This is a genomic window from Microbispora sp. H10949, assembly GCF_014161435.1.
In the GTDB taxonomy this organism is placed as follows: Bacteria; Actinomycetota; Actinomycetes; order Streptosporangiales; family Streptosporangiaceae; genus Microbispora; species Microbispora triticiradicis.
On record NZ_JABBWZ010000003.1, the window covers coordinates 682,721 to 702,311 of the forward strand.

At 71.6% G+C, this 19,591-nt stretch carries 15 protein-coding genes; 12 read left to right on the forward strand and 3 right to left on the reverse strand.

Annotated elements, in window-relative coordinates; translation table 11 throughout:
- Position 1 precedes the first annotated feature (1 nt).
- The 12 genes from alaS (at position 2) to HHX40_RS10515 (ending at position 13,866) form a co-directional block, all read left to right on the forward strand.
- Positions 2-2,674, forward strand: a complete 2,673-nt coding sequence (gene alaS, locus HHX40_RS10460; RefSeq protein WP_117408926.1) for an alanine--tRNA ligase — start codon at positions 2-4, stop codon at positions 2,672-2,674.
- Positions 2,675-2,681: 7 nt separating this feature from the next.
- Entirely contained in the window at positions 2,682-3,185 is a 504-nt protein-coding gene (ruvX, locus tag HHX40_RS10465; protein WP_117408925.1) for a Holliday junction resolvase RuvX, read from the forward strand.
- On the forward strand, positions 3,182-4,216 hold the full coding sequence (gene mltG / locus HHX40_RS10470; protein WP_182880343.1) for an endolytic transglycosylase MltG: 1,035 nt from the start codon (positions 3,182-3,184) through the stop codon (positions 4,214-4,216). Before ruvX ends, mltG (HHX40_RS10470) begins: the two co-directional genes overlap by 4 nt.
- Before the next feature lie 166 nt (positions 4,217-4,382).
- The gene (mltG, locus tag HHX40_RS10475) at positions 4,383-5,537 is read left to right on the forward strand and encodes an endolytic transglycosylase MltG (protein ID WP_182880344.1); all 1,155 of its coding nucleotides are present in this window, start codon (positions 4,383-4,385) and stop codon (positions 5,535-5,537) included.
- Positions 5,534-6,373, forward strand: a complete 840-nt coding sequence (locus HHX40_RS10480; protein ID WP_182880345.1) for a shikimate dehydrogenase — start codon at positions 5,534-5,536, stop codon at positions 6,371-6,373. Before mltG (HHX40_RS10475) ends, HHX40_RS10480 begins: the two co-directional genes overlap by 4 nt.
- Positions 6,374-6,633: 260 nt before the next feature.
- The gene (infC, locus tag HHX40_RS10485; protein WP_117408921.1) at positions 6,634-7,248 is read left to right on the forward strand and encodes a translation initiation factor IF-3; all 615 of its coding nucleotides are present in this window, start codon (positions 6,634-6,636) and stop codon (positions 7,246-7,248) included.
- A gap of 142 nt (positions 7,249-7,390) precedes the next feature.
- Positions 7,391-7,585 (forward strand): 50S ribosomal protein L35, encoded by a 195-nt coding sequence (rpmI, locus tag HHX40_RS10490; protein ID WP_030504936.1) that lies wholly within the window; start codon positions 7,391-7,393, stop codon positions 7,583-7,585.
- Positions 7,586-7,610: 25 nt separating this feature from the next.
- The gene (gene rplT, locus HHX40_RS10495; protein WP_150938656.1) at positions 7,611-7,991 is read left to right on the forward strand and encodes a 50S ribosomal protein L20; all 381 of its coding nucleotides are present in this window, start codon (positions 7,611-7,613) and stop codon (positions 7,989-7,991) included.
- 68 nt (positions 7,992-8,059) lie between these two features.
- Entirely contained in the window at positions 8,060-8,893 is an 834-nt protein-coding gene (locus tag HHX40_RS10500; RefSeq protein WP_117408919.1) for a TrmH family RNA methyltransferase, read from the forward strand.
- Positions 8,894-8,989: 96 nt separating this feature from the next.
- Positions 8,990-10,084 (forward strand): sensor histidine kinase, encoded by a 1,095-nt coding sequence (locus HHX40_RS10505; RefSeq protein ID WP_182880346.1) that lies wholly within the window; start codon positions 8,990-8,992, stop codon positions 10,082-10,084.
- A 108-nt stretch (positions 10,085-10,192) separates the two neighbouring features.
- A complete protein-coding gene (gene pheS, locus HHX40_RS10510; protein WP_117408917.1) occupies positions 10,193-11,293 on the forward strand; it encodes a phenylalanine--tRNA ligase subunit alpha in 1,101 nt (366 codons plus the stop codon).
- Positions 11,293-13,866, forward strand: a complete 2,574-nt coding sequence (locus tag HHX40_RS10515) for a phenylalanine--tRNA ligase subunit beta (RefSeq protein ID WP_182880347.1) — start codon at positions 11,293-11,295, stop codon at positions 13,864-13,866. Before pheS ends, HHX40_RS10515 begins: the two co-directional genes overlap by 1 nt.
- A gap of 56 nt (positions 13,867-13,922) precedes the next feature.
- Here HHX40_RS10515 and HHX40_RS10520 read toward each other — a convergent pair whose 3' ends face one another.
- The 3 genes from HHX40_RS10520 to HHX40_RS10530 all read right to left on the reverse strand — a co-directional run bounded on the left by HHX40_RS10520 (position 13,923) and on the right by HHX40_RS10530 (position 19,369).
- The gene (locus HHX40_RS10520; protein ID WP_182880348.1) at positions 13,923-17,105 is read right to left on the reverse strand and encodes a penicillin acylase family protein; all 3,183 of its coding nucleotides are present in this window, start codon (positions 17,103-17,105) and stop codon (positions 13,923-13,925) included.
- Between the two features lie 242 nt (positions 17,106-17,347).
- A complete protein-coding gene (locus HHX40_RS10525; protein WP_396787735.1) occupies positions 17,348-17,959 on the reverse strand; it encodes a Uma2 family endonuclease in 612 nt (203 codons plus the stop codon).
- Positions 17,960-18,205: 246 nt separating this feature from the next.
- Positions 18,206-19,369 carry a polysaccharide deacetylase family protein gene (locus HHX40_RS10530; protein ID WP_182880349.1) on the reverse strand — a complete coding sequence of 388 codons (1,164 nt, stop codon included), beginning with the start codon at positions 19,367-19,369 and terminating at the stop codon, positions 18,206-18,208.
- Positions 19,370-19,591: the final 222 nt, after the last annotated feature.

The window sequence follows — 19,591 nt, forward strand, 5'->3', positions numbered from 1 at the left end:
GATGGAGTCGGCAGAGATCGCGCGCCGCTTCCTGCGCTTCTTCGAGGAGCGCGGGCACACAGTCGTGCCCTCGGCCAGCCTGGTCGCCGAGGACCCGACGCTGCTTCTGGTGAACGCGGGGATGGTCCCGTTCAAGCCCTACTTCCTGGCGCAGCAGACGCCGCCGTTCCGGCGGGCGACCAGCGCCCAGAAGGTCATGCGCACCCTCGACATCGACGAGGTCGGCAAGACCACCCGGCACGCCAGCTTCTTCCAGATGCTCGGCAACTTCTCCTTCGGCGACTACTTCAAGGCGCAGGCGATCCCGTTCGCCTGGGAGCTGCTGACCCGCCCCGAGTCCGAGGGCGGCTTCGGTTTCCCCGAGGACCGCCTGTGGGCGACCGTCTACCTGGACGACGACGAGGCCCAGGACATCTGGCACCGCGAGGTGGGACTGCCGCTCGACCGCATCCAGCGCCGCGACCTCGCCGACAACTACTGGCACATGGGCGTGCCCGGCCCCGGCGGCCCGTGCTCGGAGATCTACTACGACCGCGGCCCCGAGTACGGCCGCGAGGGCGGGCCGATCGCGGACGAGAACCGCTACCTCGAGGTCTGGAACCTCGTCTTCATGCAGTTCCAGCTCAGCAAGGTCCGCACCAAGGTCGACTTCGACGTGGCGGGCGAGCTGCCGGCCAAGAACATCGACACCGGCATGGGCCTGGAGCGCATGGCCGCGATCCTCCAGGGCGTCGACAACATCTACGAGATCGACACCACGTACAAGATCCTCGACACGGCGGCCGAGCTCACCCGGTCGCGCTACGGGCGCGACAAGCGGGCGGACGTCTCGCTGCGGGTGATCGCCGACCACATGCGGGCGGGGGTCATGCTCGTCGGCGACGGCGTGCTGCCGTCCAACGAGGGCCGCGGCTACGTGCTGCGCCGCATGCTGCGCCGCGCGATCCGCAACCTCCGCCTGCTCGGCGCGGGCGAGGAGCGGCACATGCACGCGCTCACCGCCGTCACCATCGAGGCCATGGGCCAGCAGTACCCCGAGCTCAAGGCGGACGCCGCCAACATCCACACGGTCATCGACGCCGAGGAGGCGTCGTTCATCGGCACGCTCCGCACCGGTACGGCGATCTTCGACGTCGCGGTGGAGGAGACCAGGCGCAAGGGCGGCGGCACGCTCGGCGGCGAGCAGGCGTTCCAGCTCCACGACACCTACGGCTTCCCGATCGACCTCACCCTGGAGATGGCGGCCGAGCAGGGCCTCCAGGTGGACGAGGAGGGCTTCCGCCGGCTCATGAAGGAGCAGCGGGACCGCGCCAAGGCCGACGCCGCGGCGAAGAAGACCGGCAACGCCGACATCTCGGTCTTCACCACCATCCTGGAGAAGGCCGGGAAGGTCGACTTCCTCGGCTACGACCACACCACCTCCGAGGCCGATGTCATCGGCCTGCTGGTCGACGGCGCGTCGGTCCCGGCGGCGGGTGCGGGGACCACCCTGGAGATCGTGCTCGACCGCACTCCGTTCTACGCGGAGGGCGGCGGCCAGCTCGCCGACCAGGGCCTGATCCGCACCGGCGGCGCCGAGATCGAGATCGTGGACGTCCAGTCGCCGGTGCCGGGCCTGATCGTGCACCGCGGCAAGGTGCGCACGGGCGAGGTGCGGGTCGGCGACCAGGCGCAGGCCGACATCGACCTGGAGCGGCGCCGGGCGATCTCCCGCAGCCACACCGCGACCCACCTGGTCCACCGCGGGTTCCGCAACGCGCTCGGCGAGTCGGCGGCCCAGGCGGGCTCGGAGAACTCCCCGGGACGCTTCCGCTTCGACTTCACCGCCGCGGGCGCCGTGCCGGCGTCGATGCTGCGCGACGTCGAGGACGAGGTCAACGCCGTCCTGATCGGCGACCTCAAGGTCAACGCGTTCTACACCAGCCAGGCCCAGGCCCGCGCGATGGGCGCGCTCGCGCTGTTCGGCGAGAAGTACGGCGACGAGGTCCGGGTCGTCGAGGTCGGCGACTACTCCCGCGAGCTGTGCGGCGGCACCCACGTGGCCAGCTCCGGCCAGCTCGGCCTGGTGAAGGTGCTGGGCGAGTCGTCCATCGGCGCGGGCGTGCGCCGGGTCGAGGCGCTCGTCGGTCTCGACGCGTTCCGGTTCCTCGCCCGGGAGAGCGTGCTCGTCGCGCAGCTGAGCGAGCAGCTCAAGACCCGCCGCGAGGAGCTGCCCGAGCGCATCGAGGGCATCGTCACCCGGCTGCGCGCCGCCGAGAAGGAGCTGGAGAAGGTCCGCTCGGCCCAGGTGCTCGCGGTGGCCGGAGAGCTCGCCGCGCAGGCCCGCGACGTCCAGGGCGTCTCGGTGGTCACGCACCGCGCGCCTGATGGCACCTCCGCCGACGACCTGCGTAAACTCGCCCTCGATGTGCGCGGCAGGTTCCCTGGCGACCGCGCCGCGGTCGTCGTCGTCTCCGGCGTCCCCTCCGACCGGCCGGTCGTCGTCGCCGCGGTCAGCGAGGCGGGACGCGAGCGTGGCCTGAAGGCGGGCCGTCTCGTCGGCGTCGCCGCCAAGGCTCTCGGGGGTGGCGGTGGCGGCAAGGACGACGTGGCGCAGGGCGGTGGCACGCGGCCCGAGGCGATCGGTGACGCGCTTCGCGCGGTCGAGGAGGCCATCTCCTCCGCGGTGGCCTGATCCGCCGATGAGACATGGCGTCAGGATCGGGGTCGACGTCGGCTCCGTCCGCGTCGGCGTGGCCCGCAGCGACCCCTCGGGCCTGCTGGCCACGCCGGTGGAGACCGTACGGCGCGGCCGGGGCGACCTGGCGAGGATCGCCGAGATCGCGGCCGAGCACGAGGCGATCGAGATCGTCGTCGGCCTGCCCACGTCGCTGTCGGGCCGGGAGAGCCACGCCGCGGAGGCCGCGCGGGCGTTCGCCGCGCGGCTGGCCAGGACGGTCGCGCCGGTCCCGATCCGGCTCGTGGACGAGCGGCTCACCACCGTGGGCGCCCAGCAGCGGCTGCGCTCCAGCGGCGTGAAGGCCCGCGACCAGCGTGACGTGATCGACCAGGCGGCCGCCGTCCTGCTGCTGCAGGCCGCGCTCGACGGAGAGCGGGCCACCGGCAATCCCCCCGGCAGGCCTCTCGGACCACCGGGCCCCCCCGCGGGGCCGGGTGAGGAAGCGAGCGGCGGGACCGCACGGTGAGGCGGGCGGCGCTCGTCGCCGGCGGAGGGTTCGCCCTGGTCGCGGCGGCGGTGGCGTACGGCGTGCACGCGGTCGTCGGCCAGCCCGGCAGCCCGCCCGACTACTCCGGCGGCGGTTCGGGGACGGTGACGATCGAGATCACACCGGGGACGAGCGCCGGCGAGGTCGGCCAGACGCTGGCCAAGGCCGGCGTGGTCGCCAGCGCCCAGTCGTTCGTGGAGCAGGTGATCAGCCGTTCCAAGGAGAGCGGCCTGCACCCGGGCCGCTACGTCCTGCGGCGCCGGATGTCGGCCTCCGCGGCGCTCGACCTGCTCCTGGCGCCCGCGAGCCGGGTGGTGCGCAAGGTCACCGTGCCCGAGGGGCTGCGCCTGCGCGAGGTGCTGCGGGTCCTCGCGGACGGGACGGGCATCCCGCTGCAGGACTTCACCGAGGCGGCCGGCGAGACCCGGCGCCTGCGCCTGCCCGCGTACGCCGAGGGCGAGGCCGAGGGGTTCCTGTTCCCGGCCACGTACGAGATAGAGCCGGGGGCGACCGCCGGCGACATGCTCAGGAAGATGGTGGCCCGGTTCCGCCTCGCGGCGAAGAAGGTGGGCCTGGAGGATCTGGCGCCGCGCCTGAACCTCACGCCCCGGCAGGCGGTGACGGTCGCGAGCATCGTGCAGGCCGAGGGCGGTGTCCCGGCCGATTACCCCAAGATCGCCAGAGTGGTGTACAACCGCTTGGCGCGGGGCGCGAAGCTGGAGATGGACAGCACGGTCAACTACGCGTTGAACCGGCACACCCTGAAGGTCACCGCCGAGGACACGCGCAACGGCTCCCCGTACAACACCTACGCGCGCCCCGGGCTGCCGCCCGGACCCATCGGCAACCCGGGGGAGAGCGCGCTGCTGGCGACGCTCCACCCCGCCGAGGGTGACTGGTACTGGTTCGTGACCACCGATCCTCGTCGTAAAATCACCAAATTCACTGACAAAGAGATGGAGTTCAGGAAATATCGGGATGAGCTGAACAGGTATCTCGGGACGAACTAGTGGTGGCCCAGGTGCGTCCAGGGCGCCGCCCGGACGGCCCGCGGTAGGCGAACGTCCCCCTGTCCGGACTCATACCGGACCCGTACCGGACCCCCACCGGACCCCCTCGGTCTGGCACACTCGCTTGACGGGAGGCCTCTCGTACCGAGAGATTGGCCAGCGCACTATGAACGAACTGGACATGGACTTCCTGCTCGGCGCCGAGGACGACGACGGCTCTCCCCGGCGTCGCCCTTCCGGCGGCCGGGCCCAGCAGCGACGCAGCCGCAGACGCCGCAAGCGGCAGCGGCGCAAGGGCAGGGTCGCCACGCTCTTCGCCATTGTGATCATCGTCGGGGTCCTCGCCGGTCTCGGCTACCTGGGCTTCACCTGGGCGCGCGGCGTCATGATTCCCAAGGACTTCACCGGCGAGGGGACGGGTGAGGTCGTCGTCGAGATCCAGGAGGGCGAGAGCGCCACCGCCGTCGCCCAGATGCTGGAGGAGCAGGGCGTCGTGGCCAGCGCGCGGGCGTTCGTCAACGCCATCGGCGCGGCCGGGAAGAGCTCCTCGCTCCAGCCGGGCCAGTACGCGATGCGCAAGGGCATGTCCGCCGCCTCGGCGCTGACCCTGCTCGACCCGAAGAACCGTGTGCTCAACCGTCTCACCATCCGTGAGGGGCTGCGGCTCAGCAAGATCTTCGAGGAGCTGTCCACCGCCTCGGGCAAGCCGGTCGAGGACTTCAAGAAGGCGGCCCGCGCCGACATCGGTCTCCCCGCCTACGCGAAGGGCCGGCTGGAGGGCTACGCGTTCCCCGCGACGTACGAGATCAACAGCAAGCTCACGCCGCAGCAGATCCTCACCAACATGGTCGACCGGTTCAACCAGACCGCCGACAAGATCGACCTGGAGGGCCAGGCCAGGCAGGTCGGCTTCTCGCCCCGCCAGGTCATGATCATCGCGAGCATCGTCCAGGCCGAGTCGGGCAGCGCCGAGGACATGCCCAAGGTGGCCCGCGTCATCTACAACCGGCTGCTGTCGAACCCCCCGATGAAGCTGGGCATGGACAGCACGGTCATGTACGGCCTGAACAAGTACGGCATCGCCGCTTCGCACGCGGACCTGACCAGCACCTCGCGGTACAACACCTACAAGTACGCCGGCCTGCCACCCGGCCCGATCAGCAACCCGGGCGACCATGCGATCGAGGCCGCGCTGCATCCGGCGGACGGCAACTGGCTGTACTTCGTGACGGTCGACCCGAAGCGGGGCATCACCAAGTTCACCGACAAGGAGTCGGAGTTCTGGAAGCTGCGCGACGAGTTCAACAGGAACTACAAGTGAGCGGGACCGTCCGCCGGGCCGCCGTCCTGGGCTCGCCCGTCGCCCACTCGCTCTCCCCGGTGCTGCACCGGGCGGCGTACGCGGAGATGGGCCTGGACGGCTGGCGCTACGACGCGATCGAGTGCGCCGAGGACGGGCTCGCCGGCCTCGTCGCCGGGCTGGGCCCGGAGTGGGCGGGCCTGTCGCTCACGATGCCGCTCAAGCGTGCCGTGCTCCCGCTGCTCGACACCGTCTCGGACCTCGCGCTGGCGGTCGGCGGTGCGAACACGGTCGTGTTCCGCGACGGCGGGCGGCACGGGCACAACACCGACGTGTACGGCATCGTCGAGGCGCTCGCCGAGGCGGGCGTGCCCGCGCCGTCCTCGGCGGTCGTCCTCGGCGGCGGCGCCACCGCGGCCTCGGCCCTCGCGGCCCTGCGGGAGACGGGCCTGGCGGAGGCCACCCTGGTCGTGCGCGACCCGGCCCGCGCGGGGGAGACCCTGCGCGTCGCAGAACGGCTCGGCGTCACGGTGACCGTGCGCTCCTTCGACGACTTCGACCCCGCGGCCGGCCTGGTCGTCTCCACGCTGCCGTCCGGCGCGGCCGACGCGCTCGCCGAGCGGGTCGCGGCCCGCCTGCCCGACAAGGGGGCCCTGTTCGACGTCGTCTACGCGCCCTGGCCGACGGCGCTGGCCCGGGCCGTCCGGGCGCGCGGGCGCACCGTCGTGGGCGGCTTCCCCATGCTGCTGCACCAGGCGGCGCGGCAGGTCGAGCTCATGACGGGACGGGCGGACGTGCCGGTCGCGGCGATGCGCGCGGCCGGCGAGGCCGAGATCGCCCGGCGCGCGGCCTCCTGAGCGGTCTCCAGGGCGGGGCGGCCCGGCCGGAATACGCCGGGGGCCGTGCGGGTTTGTGGTAACGTAGGAACTCGATCGGTCCGGCATGAGCTGGACGCGCAAGCGGAGGTCCTCCTCCCACCTGCTTCGCCGAAAGGCGGACGGGTTCAGGATCACAACGGAGTTTTCGGCAGGAGAGCTCAGTGACCCCGCATGCGTGACGTGCGGGGTTTTCGTTTTTCCCGCACGGTCGAGACAAGCGGAAGTCTTTTGGAGGTCCCATCAGCACCGAGCCCCGCATCAACGACCGTATTCGTGTGCCCGAGGTCCGCCTCGTCGGCCCGAACGGCGAACAGGTCGGCATCGTCTCCATCGGCGACGCGTTGAAGCTGGCGCAGGAGAGCGATCTCGACCTGGTGGAGGTCGCGGCCACCGCCCGCCCGCCCGTCTGCAAGCTCATGGACTACGGCAAGTTCAAGTACGAGTCGGCCATGAAGGCGCGCGAGGCCCGTCGCAACCAGGCACACACGATCATCAAAGAGATCAAGCTCCGGCCGAAGATCGACCCGCACGACTACGAGACCAAGAAGGGTCACGTCGTGCGCTTCCTCAAGGCGGGAGACAAGGTCAAGGTCACGATCATGTTCCGGGGCCGTGAGCAGTCCCGGCCAGAGCTGGGCTTCCGGCTCCTGCAGCGCCTCGCGGAAGACGTCACCGATCTGGGGTTCGTCGAGTCGCAGCCGAAGCAGGACGGCCGAAACATGATCATGGTGATCGGGCCGCACAAGAAGAAGGCCGAGGCGAAGGCCGAGAAGGCCGCCGCCAAGGCGCAGCGTGGCGAGGACCGCCCGGCGGAGGAGTCCGCGCAGGAGCAGCAGCCCGCGCAGGCGCAGTGACGCCCGCCTGAACCACCGGGCAGGGCGCCCGAAACGACACGGAGAATCCGAGACCGGGACGGTCTCGCGGAGTCAGGCAGCCGCCGGCTCGGGTTACCGGCCCGGGCCGTCGGCACGGACCAAAGAGGGAGAGACGGCTGAGATGCCGAAGATGAAGACGCACAGCGGTGCGAAGAAGCGGTTCCGGCTCACCGGATCCGGCAAGGTTGTCCGCCGCCGCGCCAACCGGCAGCACCTGTTCGAGCACAAGCCGTCCACCCGTACGCGCCGTCTCGAGGGTGTCGTCGTCATGTCCGACGCCGACACCAAGAAGATCAAGAAGCTGCTCGCCAAGTAGTAACGACCCGGGGAGATAGAACAACATGGCACGCGTGAAGCGGGCGCTCAACGCCAAGAAGAAGCGCCGGGTCGTACTCGAGCGGGCAAGCGGTTACCGGGGGCAGCGGTCGCGCCTCTACCGCAAGGCCAAGGAGCAGATGCTCCACTCGATGACCTATGCGTACCGGGACCGCAAGGACAAGAAGGGCACGTTCCGCCGTCTGTGGATCCAGCGGATCAACGCGGCGGCCCGCGCCAACGGCATGACCTACAACCGGTTCGTCCAGGGCCTGCGTCTGGCGGGCATCGAGGTGGACCGCAAGATCCTCGCGGACCTCGCGGTCAACGACGCCACGACCTTCGCCACGCTGGTCGAGTCCGCCAAGAAGGCGCTCCCGTCCGACGTGAACGCGCCGGTCGCCTGAGACCTGCTCCGACGAGGGCCCGCCGCCTGCGGTGGGCCCTCATCGACGTTGAGGGGGAATGAGCAGGGATGGCGGAGCTCACCAACATCAGGTCGCCGCGGGTCAAGGCGGCCCGCAGGCTGACCAAACGCGCCTTCCGCGACCGCGACCGGGCGTTCCTGGCCGAGGGGCCGCAGGCGGTACGCGAGGCGCTCGCGGTCAAGGACGTCACGGCGGAGCTGTTCACGACGGTCGAGGCCGAGGCCCGGCACGCCGACATCGTGGCCGCCGCCCACGCGGCCGGCGTGCCCGTGCACCGCGCGAGCGGCGAGGTCATGGCCGAGCTGACCCAGACCGTCACCCCGCAGGGGCTGCTGGCCGTGTGCCGGTTCGTGCACGTCCCGCTGGCGGAGGCCGTCGCGCCCACGTCCCGGCTGGTGGCGATCCTCGCCCACGTCCGCGACCCCGGCAACGCGGGCACCGTCCTGCGCACGGCCGACGCCGCCGGCGCCGACTCCGTGGTCTTCACCGACGCCTCGGTCGACCCGTACAACGGCAAGTGCGTACGGGCGAGCGCGGGGAGCCTCTTCCACCTGCCCGTGGTGACGGGCACCTCCGTGGCCGACGCCGTACGGCACGTACGGGAGGCCGGGCTGCGCGTGCTGGCGGCCGACGGAGCGGGCACCCGGACGCTCGACGAGGTCGCGCTGGACGAGCCCACCGCCTGGCTGTTCGGCAACGAGGCGTGGGGGCTGCCGCCCGAGCTCCTCGCCCTGGCCGACGAGGTCGTCCGCGTCCCGATCTACGGACGGGCCGAGAGCCTCAACCTCGCCACCGCCGCGGCGGTGTGTCTCTACTCTTCCGCGCGGGTTCAGCGGCAGACCTTACAAACCGTGGAAGATCCCACCACCCCCGGCGGCTGAGGCTGCTGCCGGGCCGCGGAAACCCGCTATTGTCGGCGAAGGAGCCGTGCAGGAAGGGGCGGCGCGCGCAGTTCCGGAGCGTCAGGAGGCGGTCTCGTGCGAGGTGACGACACCCCCGGCGGCACCCCTGAAGGGGACGCCGGAGGGCGGGCGCTCATCGACGCCGACGACCTTCCCGACGGCCTCGTCGCGACCGACCCCGACGGTGTGATCCTGATGGTCAACCGGGCGGCGGAGCGGCTGACCGGGGTGACCCGGCGGGCGGCCGTGGGCCGGCTCATCGGCGACGTGCTGCCGCTGCGCGACCAGGACGGCCGCGACTGGTGGAAGTGGCTCGACCCGCACGGCGGGCTGCGTACCCGCAGCCGCCAGCCCGAACGGCCGCTCCACCTGCCCGGACGGCAGGAACTGCTGGTCGCCGCGCGCTTCGTCCGGGAGCCCGCGCGCGGCGGCGAGGTGGAGCGGGTCGTCATCACGCTGCGCGACGCGTCGGCGCGCGCGCGGGTCGAACGCAGCCGCGCCGACCTGGTGTCCACGGTCGCGCACGAGCTGCGCTCACCGCTGACCAGCGTCAAGGGGTTCACCGCGACGCTGCTGGCGAAGTGGGAGCGGCTCACCGACGCCCAGAAGCTCGTCATGCTGGAGACGGTCAACGCGGACGCCGACCGGGTGACGCGGCTGATCACCGAGCTCCTCGACGTCTCGCGGATCGAGTCGGGCCGGGTGGAGATCCGCCGGCAGGTCGTGGACGTGCCGGCGCGGGCGCGCCGGATCATCGCCGGCCGGGTGGCCGCGGGGGAGCCGGAGGACCGCTTCCGGCTGGAGATCCTCGGCGAGCTGCCCGAGACGTGGCTCGACCAGGACAAGATCGACCAGGTTCTCGGGAACCTGGTGGAAAACGCGGTGCGCCACGGACGCGGTACGGTGACCATAGTGGTGGAGCCGGTCGAGTGGGGTGTGGCGGTGTCGGTGCGGGACCAGGGTGAGGGCGTGGCGCCCGAGCTGGTCGACCGCGTCTTCCGTCAGTTCTGGCGGGGCAACGGCCGCCGCCGCGGGGGCACCGGCCTCGGCCTGTTCATCGTCAAGGGCCTCGTCGAGGCCCACGGCGGCACGATCATCGTGCAGCGCGCGCCCGGCGGCGGCGCCGAATTCCGATTTACCTTGCCCACCGGCACCCCCGACTTCGCCTGAGCTTTTCCACAGGCCCTCGCGCGGAGGACGGCCCGGTGGGCTGATCGGACTAGACTCGTTGCCGCTGAGCGCAGGGCGCTCGCAGGCCCCTGGATACGGAGCTCTCTCTTGTCGAACACCTATGACCCGGTCGAGGTGACGCCGCTGCACGCCGACGAGGTCGCGCGGGCACAGGCCGACGCCCTCGCCGCCATCGCGGCGGCGCGCGACCTCGACGATCTGAAGCAGGCCAGGCTGGCGCACGCGGGCGACCGCTCGCCGATCGCGCTGGCCAACCGTGAGATCGGCGCGCTCCCGCCCGCCGCCCGCGCAGAGGCGGGCAAGCGGATCGGCACCGCGCGCAAGGCGATCGGCGAGGCGCTGGCCGCCCGTCAGGCCGAGCTGGAGGCCGAGCGCGACGCGCGGGTCCTCGTCGAGGAGACCGTCGACGTCACGCTGCCGTGGGACCACGCGCCGCGCGGCGCCCGCCACCCGCTCACCACCCTGCAGGAGCGCATCGCCGACGCCTTCGTCGCGATGGGCTACGAAGTGGCCGAGGGGCCGGAGCTCGAAGGCGAGTGGTTCAACTTCGACGCGCTGAACATCGCGCCCGACCACCCCGCGAGGTCCGACCACGACACGTTCTTCGTGGAGAGCGTCGAGTCGGGGAAGGTCCTGCGCACCCAGACCTCGCCGGTCCAGATCAGGGCCCTGCTGTCGCGCCCGCTGCCCGTCTACGTGGTGTCGCCGGGCAAGACCTTTCGCACCGACGAGCTCGACGCCACGCACACGCCGGTCTTCCACCAGGTCGAGGGCCTGGCGGTCGACAAGGGGCTGACGATGGCCCACCTGAAGGGCACGCTCGACCGGTTCGCCGAGGTGATGTTCGGTGACGGCATCACGACCCGGTTCCGGCCGCACTACTTCCCGTTCACCGAGCCGTCGGCCGAGCTCGACCTGCGCTGCTTCGTCTGCCGCGGCTCCTCCGCGGTGCCCGGCAACCCGCCCTGCCGCACCTGCAAGTCGGAGGGCTGGATCGAGTGGGGCGGCTGCGGGATGGTCAACCCGCGCGTGCTGATCGCCTGCGGCGCCGACCCCGCCGTCTACTCCGGGTTCGCCTTCGGCATGGGCGTGGAGCGGACGCTGATGTTCCGCCACAACGCCGCGGACATGCGTGACATGGTCGAGGGCGACATCCGGTTCACCCTGCCGTTCGGGATGGAGGTCTGATGAAGGTCCCGCTTTCATGGCTGCGGGAGTACGTCGATCTCCCCGCGGTCACCGCACAGGAGGTGGCCGACCGGCTCACCGCCGCCGGCCTCAAGCTGGAGGCCCTCCACTCGCACGGCCACGAGATCAAGAACATCGTGGTCGGCCGGGTCCTCGAGATCGAGGAGCTGACCGGGTTCAAGAAGCCCATCCGGCACTGCCGGGTCGAGGTCGGCGAGGCCACGCCGCGCGAGATCGTCTGCGGCGCGACGAACTTCTCCGAGGGCGCGGTGGTCCCGGTCGCGCTGCCGGGCGCGGTGCTGCCCGGTGGTTTCGAGATCGGGTCCCGCAAGACGTACGGGCGGCTGTCGGACGGCATGATCTGCTCGGAGGCCGAGCTCGGCGTCGCCGATTCGTCCCCGGGCATCCTGCTGCTGCCGCCGGACACCCCGATCGGCGCGGACGTCGTCGAGCTGCTCGGCCTGCGTGACGACGTGCTCGAACTGGAGGTCGCCACCGACCGCGGATACGCCCTGTCCATCCGGGGCGTCGCCCGCGAGGCGGCGACCGCCTTCGGCGTGCCGTTCCGCGATCCCGCCGCTATCGAGACGCCGGACGGCGACGGCGAGTCCTGGCCGGCGTCGATCGGCGACCCGACCGCCTGCGACCGGTTCGTGCTGCGCTCGGTGACCGGGTTCGACCCCGCCGCGGAGTCGCCGCTGTGGATGCGGGTGCGGCTGGCCCGCGCCGGTGTGCGCTCGGTCTCGCTGGCCGTCGACGTCACCAACTACGTGATGCTGGAGCTCGGCCAGCCCCTGCACGCCTTCGACCGGTCGCGCCTGTCCGGCCCGATCGTCGTACGGCGGGCCCGTCCGGGGGAGACGCTGGAGACGCTCGACCACGTGGTGCGGACGCTCCACGAGGAGGACATCCTCATCACCGACGACTCCGGCCCGATCTCGATGGCCGGCACGATGGGCGGCCTGCACACGGAGATCTCCGGGACCTCGACCGACATCGTGATCGAGGCCGCCCACTTCTCCGCCACCGGCATCGCCCGGGAGTCGCGGCGGCACAACCTGGTGAGCGAGGCGTCCAAGCGGTTCGAGCGCGGCGTCGACCGGGAGCTGCCGCTGGCCGCGTCGTGGCGTGCCGTCCGGCTCCTCGCCGAGCTGGGCGGGGCCGTCGCCGACCCCGGCGTGACGCACGCGCAGGTGGACGTCGCCCCGGTGCGCATCACGATCCCGGCCGGCCACCCGGACCGCGTCGCGGGCGTGGCCTACGGGCGGGAGACGGTGATCCGCCGGCTGGAGCAGGTCGGCTGCGTGGTGACCGAGGGCGCCGCCGCCTCCCGGCCGGACGGCGGCCAGGGCGTCGCCGCGACCGGGGTGCTCGCGTCGGGCGACCTCGCCGGGAAGCTGTCCGTCGACGGCGAGGACCCGATCACGGTCGTCCCGCCGAGCTGGCGGCCCGACCTCACCGACCCGAACGACCTCGCGGAGGAGGTCATCCGGCTCGAAGGCTACGACCGCATCCCGTCGGTGCTGCCGCCCGCCCCCGCCGGCGGCGGGCTGACCGAGGGGCAGCGGCTGCGCCGCCGCGTCGGCCGGGCGCTGGCCCACGCGGGATACGTCGAGGTGCTCGCCTACCCGTTCATGGGCCCGCGCGACCTCGACAACCTCCTGCTGCCCGAGGGGGACCCGCGCAGGCGGACGACCCGGCTGGTCAACCCGCTCAGCGAGGACGAGCCGTACATGCGGACCACACTGCTGCCGGGGCTGCTGAAGACGCTGGTGCGCAACGTGGGCCGCGGGTTCGCCGACGTGGCCCTGTTCGAGTCGGGGCTGGTCTACCGGCCCGAGCCGGACGCGCCCGCGTCGGCCCCGATTCTCGCGGTCGACCGCCGGCCCTCGGAGGAGGAGCTGGCGGCGATCGAGATCGCGCTGCCGCGGCAGCCGTTCCGGGTGGCCGTGGTGCTCGCCGGCGAGTTCCACCGCTCCGGCTGGTGGGGCGAGGGCAGGCAGGCGACCTGGGCGGACGCCGTCGAGGCGGCCCGTACGGCCGCCCGGGCGGCCGGTGGCGAGCTCGTCATCCGGGCCGACCAGCACGAGCCCTGGCACCCCGGGCGCTGCGCCGCGCTGATCGTGCCGGACCCGGAGACCGGGGAGCAGGTCCTCGCCGGCCACGCCGGTGAGCTGCATCCCCGGGTGATCGAGGCGTACGGCCTGCCCCCGCGCACGTGCGCGATGGAGCTGGAGCTGTCGCTGCTGCGGCCCGCCGGGCCGGTGCAGACGCCCCCCGTGTCCGCGTACCCGGTGGCGACCCAGGACGTCGCGCTGACCGTCCCCGCCGCGACCCCGGTCGCGGAGGTGGCGGCCGCCCTGGCGGAGGGCGCGGGCGGCCTGCTGGAGTCGGTCAGGCTGTTCGACGTCTACACCGGGCCGCAGGTCGGCGAGGGCAACAAGTCGCTGGCGTACACGCTGCGGTTCCGGGCGCCGGACCGCACGCTCACGGCCGAGGAGACCACGGCGGCGCGGGACGCCGCCGTCGCCCTCGCCGCGGAGCGCACCGGAGCCCACCTCCGCGGCGCCTGACGAGCACGATCGCGGGCGGGCGCCGGTCTGTCGCCGGCGCCCGCCCGCGAGCCGCGTCACCTGCCGTACACCTCGAAGGAGTACAGCGAGTAGCCGAAGAGGGTGGCGCGCTTGACCCCCTGCATGCGCACGTACCGCGCGCTGACCGGGGCGAAGGTCACGGTGTCCACGCCGCCGTCGCCGGTCGTCGTCTGCGCGGCGGTGGTCCACGCGGCGCCGTCGGGGGACGTCTGGATCCGGTACGACGAGCCGTAGGCCGGCTCCCAGCGCAGGATGACCCGCCCCACGGTGCTCGCGGAGCCGAGATCGACCTGGATGTACTGGTTGTTGCTCCATCCGCTGGCCCACCGGGTCGCCGGGTCTCCGTCCACCGCCCGCCCCGGCGCGTTGGAGCCCTCGGTGCTGGAGGCGCTCGCCGTACGGCCCAGCGCGAGGTCGCTCACGTCGTCGCCCCGGTGCGCCGGGAACGAGACCACCTGCTGATAGGTCGGCCGGTTCTGCCAGGAGATCAGCGAGTGCTTGATCCCGCCGAGCGGCGACTGCCGCACGGCGTCGGCGCACCACTGGTCCCCGGCGGAGCAGGAGTCGTCACCGGGATAGGTCGTCGCCGCCGGTTCGGCCAGCGCGGCCGACAGGCTGTCCAGCAGGACCGTTCGGCAGGCCGCCACGGTCGCGCCGCAGTACCTGGCGGGCAGGGGAGCGGTCACCGGGTCGCCCAGCACGGCCCGGATGTCCTTGTCGACGTAACCCCACCAGCCGTACTGGAACGCCGAGCCCTTGTGCGGCTGTGACTCGTTGGCCGACCCGGGCAGCGCGGAGACGTCGCCCTGCTGGTGCCCGGACGGCGACTCGTTGATCTGCAGCGCGCCGGTCAGCGACAGGTAGAGCCCGTCGCCGAGGCCGGGCCGGAACTCCGCCCGCACCAGCTGCGGCCACCACGCGTCGAATATCCGGATGGCGTCGGCGTGCGCGTACGTCTTGCTGCCCTTGGCGGTCTCCTGCCGCCGGGCGCCCGCCTCGGCCCAGGCGGACAGCTTGGCGACGGCGGAGGCCAGGGCGGGATCGGGCACGGACGACGCGCTGCCGATCACCCGGAGCAGGTTCGGCAGCACCTTCCATCCGCGCAGGTCGGTCACGGCGGCCGCGGCCATGATCTTCACCACCCCGGCCCGGTCGACCGTGCCCGTGGACAGGGCGGCCCGGAGCGGCGCGTCCAGCAGGTCGGCGCGGTGGACCGGACCGAAGCTGAAGTTGCCGTCGGCCGCGCCGTAGTCCTTCGCCTGCTTGTTGTTCCAGCTGACGAAGTAGTCCTGGTTGACGGCCTGCGGGTGGGCCGAGGGCGGCGTGTAGGCCGCCGTGTTGACCGCCGGGTCGAAGCCGCTCCACTCGTGCGCCGCGTCGCCCGCCATCGGCAGGTTCGGGTCGGACACCGCCGACCGCACCGGGACGTTGCCGGACATGAAGTACGCCGTGTCGGCGGAGTTGACGTAGAACCAGTTGAAGGCGAAGCCGATCTTGGAAGCGGAGTTCGTGAAGGCCGCCGGCGAACCCATCTCGGCCGGGTCGTTGAACATCTGGAAGCCGACCGCCGAGTCCGTCTCGTGCTGGTAGGTCGAGCGCAGCGCCGTGAACGCCGTCGGCACGCCGCCGGCCATCCCCCGCCAGGTGACCAGGCCGTACTTGGTCCGCTTGATGATTAGGTCGTAGGAGCCGGCGGCGGTGGAATCGGCCGTGTTCGGCTTCCAGGAGTTGGTCTTCTTCAGCGTCTCCATGGCGGTGCAGGTGCCGTGGTAGAGGTAGTGGTCCGACGACAGGGCGGGCGTGCCGCCGTTCGGGTCGCACAGCGTCACCGCGTACGTGTCGGTGATGTCCTCGGCGGCCGACGTGGCGCTCCAGGCGTAGTCGGTCCCGCGGCCGAGCAGCACGTAGAGGTTGAGCCCGGCGAAGGCGGCCCCCCGCGCCCGGATGCCGGGCCCGGACAGCTCCTCCAGCATGAGCAGTTGCGGCGCGAAGTAGCCGGTCTGCGGGCCGAACACGGCGATCGGGTGGCCGCCGGTCGCCTTGGCGGCCGAGACCACGAGCGCGTTCGACATGCCGGGCCGGGAATTGTCCACCGTCAGCCCCGTCAGCGCGCTCGTAACCGCCGTCGTGGGGGAGGTCGCGCTGCCGGTCTCGTTGGCCGTGACGTCGACCGGGGCCGCCGTGCCCGCGTCGGGCAGCACCACGCCGGTCGCGCCGGACGGCGCCGTGCCGGAGGGGAAGCTCTGCCCGTCGTGCAGCGTGAGCACGGTCTCCGGGTCGTTCTGCGAGCGGAAGGCCGCCCAGGCCCGGTCGCCCTCGGTGGCGCCGTACTTCGCCCGCGCGGCCACCCGTACGAGGGCGGACCGCATCTCCGCGCCGCCGCCACCGCCGAACAGGCCGCCGATGACCCCGGAGACGGCGACCAGGTCGGTCATCTTGAAGTACTGCGGGCCTCCCGCGTTCGTGATGGCGTCGAGGTGGCCGGTGAGGACGTACTCGCCGGGGCAGTTGCGGGCGGACATGCACCGGTCGATGTAGGCGTTGATCCCGGCGATGTAGTTCTGCACGTCGGTGTAGAGCTGGGCGCCGCGGCCGCCGGAGGCCCGCAGCCGGTCGATCTGGGCCTGGAGATCGGCCTCCGTGTAGGGGGAGTTGCGCCAGACGCTCTGCTCCAGCTCCCGGTTTCCCGCCGCGCCGCCGGCGAACGGCGTCAGCTCGCCCCGGCCGACGTGCCGCATGAGGTCCATGAGCCACAGGCGGTCCTGGGCTCCGGCGTACCCGGCGCCGAACATCGTGCCCTCGCGGGTGGTGCCGGTGACGTGCGGCACGCCGGTCGCCTTGTCCCGGACGATCGTGACGTCGGACCGCGGGCTGACCGTGCTCTCGACCTGGTTCGCCGGCACGCCGAAGCCGCTGTCGCCGAAGAACGCGGAGATCTGCTCGTCGGTCAGCCCGGTGTAGCCGGAGATCAGGTCGGCGTACCTGCCGAGCTGGTCCCTGCTGTGGGCCGGGTAGGTGCCCAGGGTCTGGTTGCCCAGGATGTCCACGAGCGTGGCGTTGCCGTTCTGCCCGGGAGGCAGGACGTCCGCGCACTGGCCCAGACAGTAGTCGTCGGGCGGGTAATAGGGGGCGGCGGTGGCCGTCTCCGCCGGCAGGCCGACGGAGACGAGGACCAGCGCGGCGGCAGCGGTGATCGCCCGTCGGAGGCGCGCGTGCATGGGGGAACTTCCCTTCGCGGTGTCAGGGGGTGAAGGGACGGCAGGATGGTGCTGTCACGCGCGTGAATGTGAGTGGGGCTCAACTCTGGACGATACGCGGGGGTAACCAGAGGAGCAATGCCAACTTTGCCGCGATCGTGGCAGAACCTGCCGATCGCAGTCAACGTAAGGCCCGCCGCCGCTCGCGGAGCCGGAGCGCTCGGCTACGGGCCGTCGCTGGTGGGGATCAGAGGTTCCGGAGCCTACAGCTCGTCGATTTCGGCGAGGTCGATGTCGGCGTCGAAGGGCACCGACACCTTGAGGCGGTCGTGGTAGATGCCGGTCAGCGCGTACGCGGCGGTGGCGGGGTCGAGTTCGTACACGTAGACCGTGGGCCGCCCGGACTGGTTCTCGATCCGCCAGAAGTGCGCGATCCCCGCCTCGGCGTAGAGCTGCGGCTTGCGCTTGCGGTCCCGCTCCTCGGACTCGGGCGAGACGACCTCCACAACCAGGATCACATCGCCGGCCTGATAGGCGGTCTCGCCCGTCCCCTGCACCGCCTCCGCGCGAATGATCACCATGTCGGGCTCGGGCCTCTGGCGAGTGCCGAGAATGATGCTCATTTCGCGACGTACGCGCAGTTGAGAGGGGACATAACGGCGTAGTTCCCGCTCGAGGAGAAACAGCATCAGTGTGTGGAAGGAAGCTCGGGGGCTCACGAAGACCAAGCTTCCATCAATCAACTCTGTGTGCGCAGGAAGTTGCGGTATGTGATCGAGGTCGGTGGCCCGAAATCCTTCCGGTGGAGGGAAAACCCAACGGGGAACGCCGCATATATCGCTCATGGGCACTTCGCTCCGCACCTCAGCCGTCATGCGCTCACGGTAGCAACGCGTGAGCGTCACGCGAAGTGATTCCCCGGCTGTCCCCTGCCGGAACGCGGGTTTTCCGTGCCGGCGCCACGTCGCGGAGCATGCCCGGACGGTGAGAAGGTGCGGCGCTCCCGGAGAGCGCCGCACCGTTCCGGCGGCCAGCCCACGCGACAGGAGACTGACTGCCGGCCCGAGGGCCGTGGCCCGCGGTGCGGCGGGGTGTCCGACATCGCGGGCCACGGGCGGGGGCTATCTGGTCCAGGTCCACTTCTGGTTGTTGCCGCCGTGGCAGGAGTACAGCTGGAGCTTGGTGCCGTTGGCGGTGCCGGCTCCGGCGGCGTCGAGACACAGGTTGGACTGGACGCCCTGGATGCTGCCGTCGCCGTTGACCCGCCACTTCTGGTTGTCGCCGCCGTGGCAGGAGTAGATCTGCACGACGGCGCCGTTGCCGGTGCCGCCGGCGTCGAGGCACTTGCTGCCGTAGACCCGGATCTCACCGGAGGACGTGGACGACCAGGTCTGGTTGCTCTGGCCGTTGCAGTCGTACAGCTGCACCTGGGTGCCGTCGTTCTGGCTGGCGTTGGGCACGTCGATGCAGCGGCCCGAGGCCACGCCCTTGATCGGCCCACTGCCACCACCGGAGGTGGGGGTGGCGCTGGGGGACTGTGGGATGGACGGGGACGGGGTGACGGGGTTGCTTCCGTCGGGGGCGACGGCGCGTCCGGTGGTGGGGGAGATCATGCCGGCGCAGAGGTTGCGGCTGCGGAGGTTGGCGGCGATCTGGGAGATGGCGGCGACGGTGGTGGAGTACTGGTCGTGCATGAGGATGATCTGGCCGTTCTGGAGACGGCCGGCGGCCTGGACGATCTGGGAGGTGCTGGCGCCGTTCCAGTCCTGGGAGTCGACGTCCCAGATGATCTCTCGGAGGCCGAGCTGCTGTTCGACGGACTTGAGGGTGGAGTTGGTCTCGCCGTACGGGGGGCGGAACAGCTTGGGTGCGGTTCCGGTGGCCTGCTGGATGGCCTGCTGGGTTCGCTGGAGTTCGGACTGGATCTGGGAGCTGCTCTGCTGGGTGAGGTGGGGGTGGGTGTAGCTGTGGTTGCCGACCCACATTCCGGCGTCGACCTGCGCCCGCACGAGTGAGGGGTTGTTCTGGGCGTTCTGGCCGATGTTGAACATGGTGGCGCGCAGGCCGTTGGCCTTGAGGGTGTTGAGCAGGTTGGTGGTGTTGCTGGGGTTGGGTCCGTCGTCGTAGGTGAGGCCGACGTATCCGGCGCTGCAGTCGGCGGCGTTGGCCGCCGTCGGGGACAGTGCCACGGTCGCCAGTGCCGCGGCGGCGACGCTCGCGAGCGCCGTGGCGAGGGTCTTGCGTAAACCGGGACGTCTGACGACGGGCACGGCGCTGTCGGCCATCTTCGCTCCTCAAGTCGGAACCCTGTGATCGGGCACGGTGGCTGGCCGGGCGGCGCGGTGCCCTGGTGGGGAGCGCCGCCCGGCCCCGGGGGTTCGCCGAGGCCTCATTCTGGAAACCACCACCGAAACATGTCAAAGATTGGATAGAAATGTTTCAGTCGGATGCTGATCAGTCCAGGCCTGAGCTGCGGGAAGTCCGATGAACTTTTCACGTCGCCGTGG

What these genes read in the sequence shown, in the direction of transcription:
- rpmI (WP_030504936.1), top strand. Translation starts at nt 7,391, where the DNA reads ATGCCGAAGATGAAGACGCACAGCGGTGCGAAGAAGCGGTTCCGGCTC.
- HHX40_RS10530 (WP_182880349.1), bottom strand. Translation starts at nt 19,369, where the DNA reads ATGGCCGACAGCGCCGTGCCCGTCGTCAGACGTCCCGGTTTACGCAAG.
- alaS (WP_117408926.1), top strand. Translation starts at nt 2, where the DNA reads ATGGAGTCGGCAGAGATCGCGCGCCGCTTCCTGCGCTTCTTCGAGGAG.
- rplT (WP_150938656.1), top strand. Translation starts at nt 7,611, where the DNA reads ATGGCACGCGTGAAGCGGGCGCTCAACGCCAAGAAGAAGCGCCGGGTC.
- mltG (WP_182880344.1), top strand. Translation starts at nt 4,383, where the DNA reads ATGAACGAACTGGACATGGACTTCCTGCTCGGCGCCGAGGACGACGAC.
- ruvX (WP_117408925.1), top strand. Translation starts at nt 2,682, where the DNA reads ATGAGACATGGCGTCAGGATCGGGGTCGACGTCGGCTCCGTCCGCGTC.
- HHX40_RS10500 (WP_117408919.1), top strand. Translation starts at nt 8,060, where the DNA reads ATGGCGGAGCTCACCAACATCAGGTCGCCGCGGGTCAAGGCGGCCCGC.
- HHX40_RS10520 (WP_182880348.1), bottom strand. Translation starts at nt 17,105, where the DNA reads ATGCACGCGCGCCTCCGACGGGCGATCACCGCTGCCGCCGCGCTGGTC.
- HHX40_RS10515 (WP_182880347.1), top strand. Translation starts at nt 11,293, where the DNA reads ATGAAGGTCCCGCTTTCATGGCTGCGGGAGTACGTCGATCTCCCCGCG.
- HHX40_RS10525 (WP_396787735.1), bottom strand. Translation starts at nt 17,959, where the DNA reads ATGACGGCTGAGGTGCGGAGCGAAGTGCCCATGAGCGATATATGCGGC.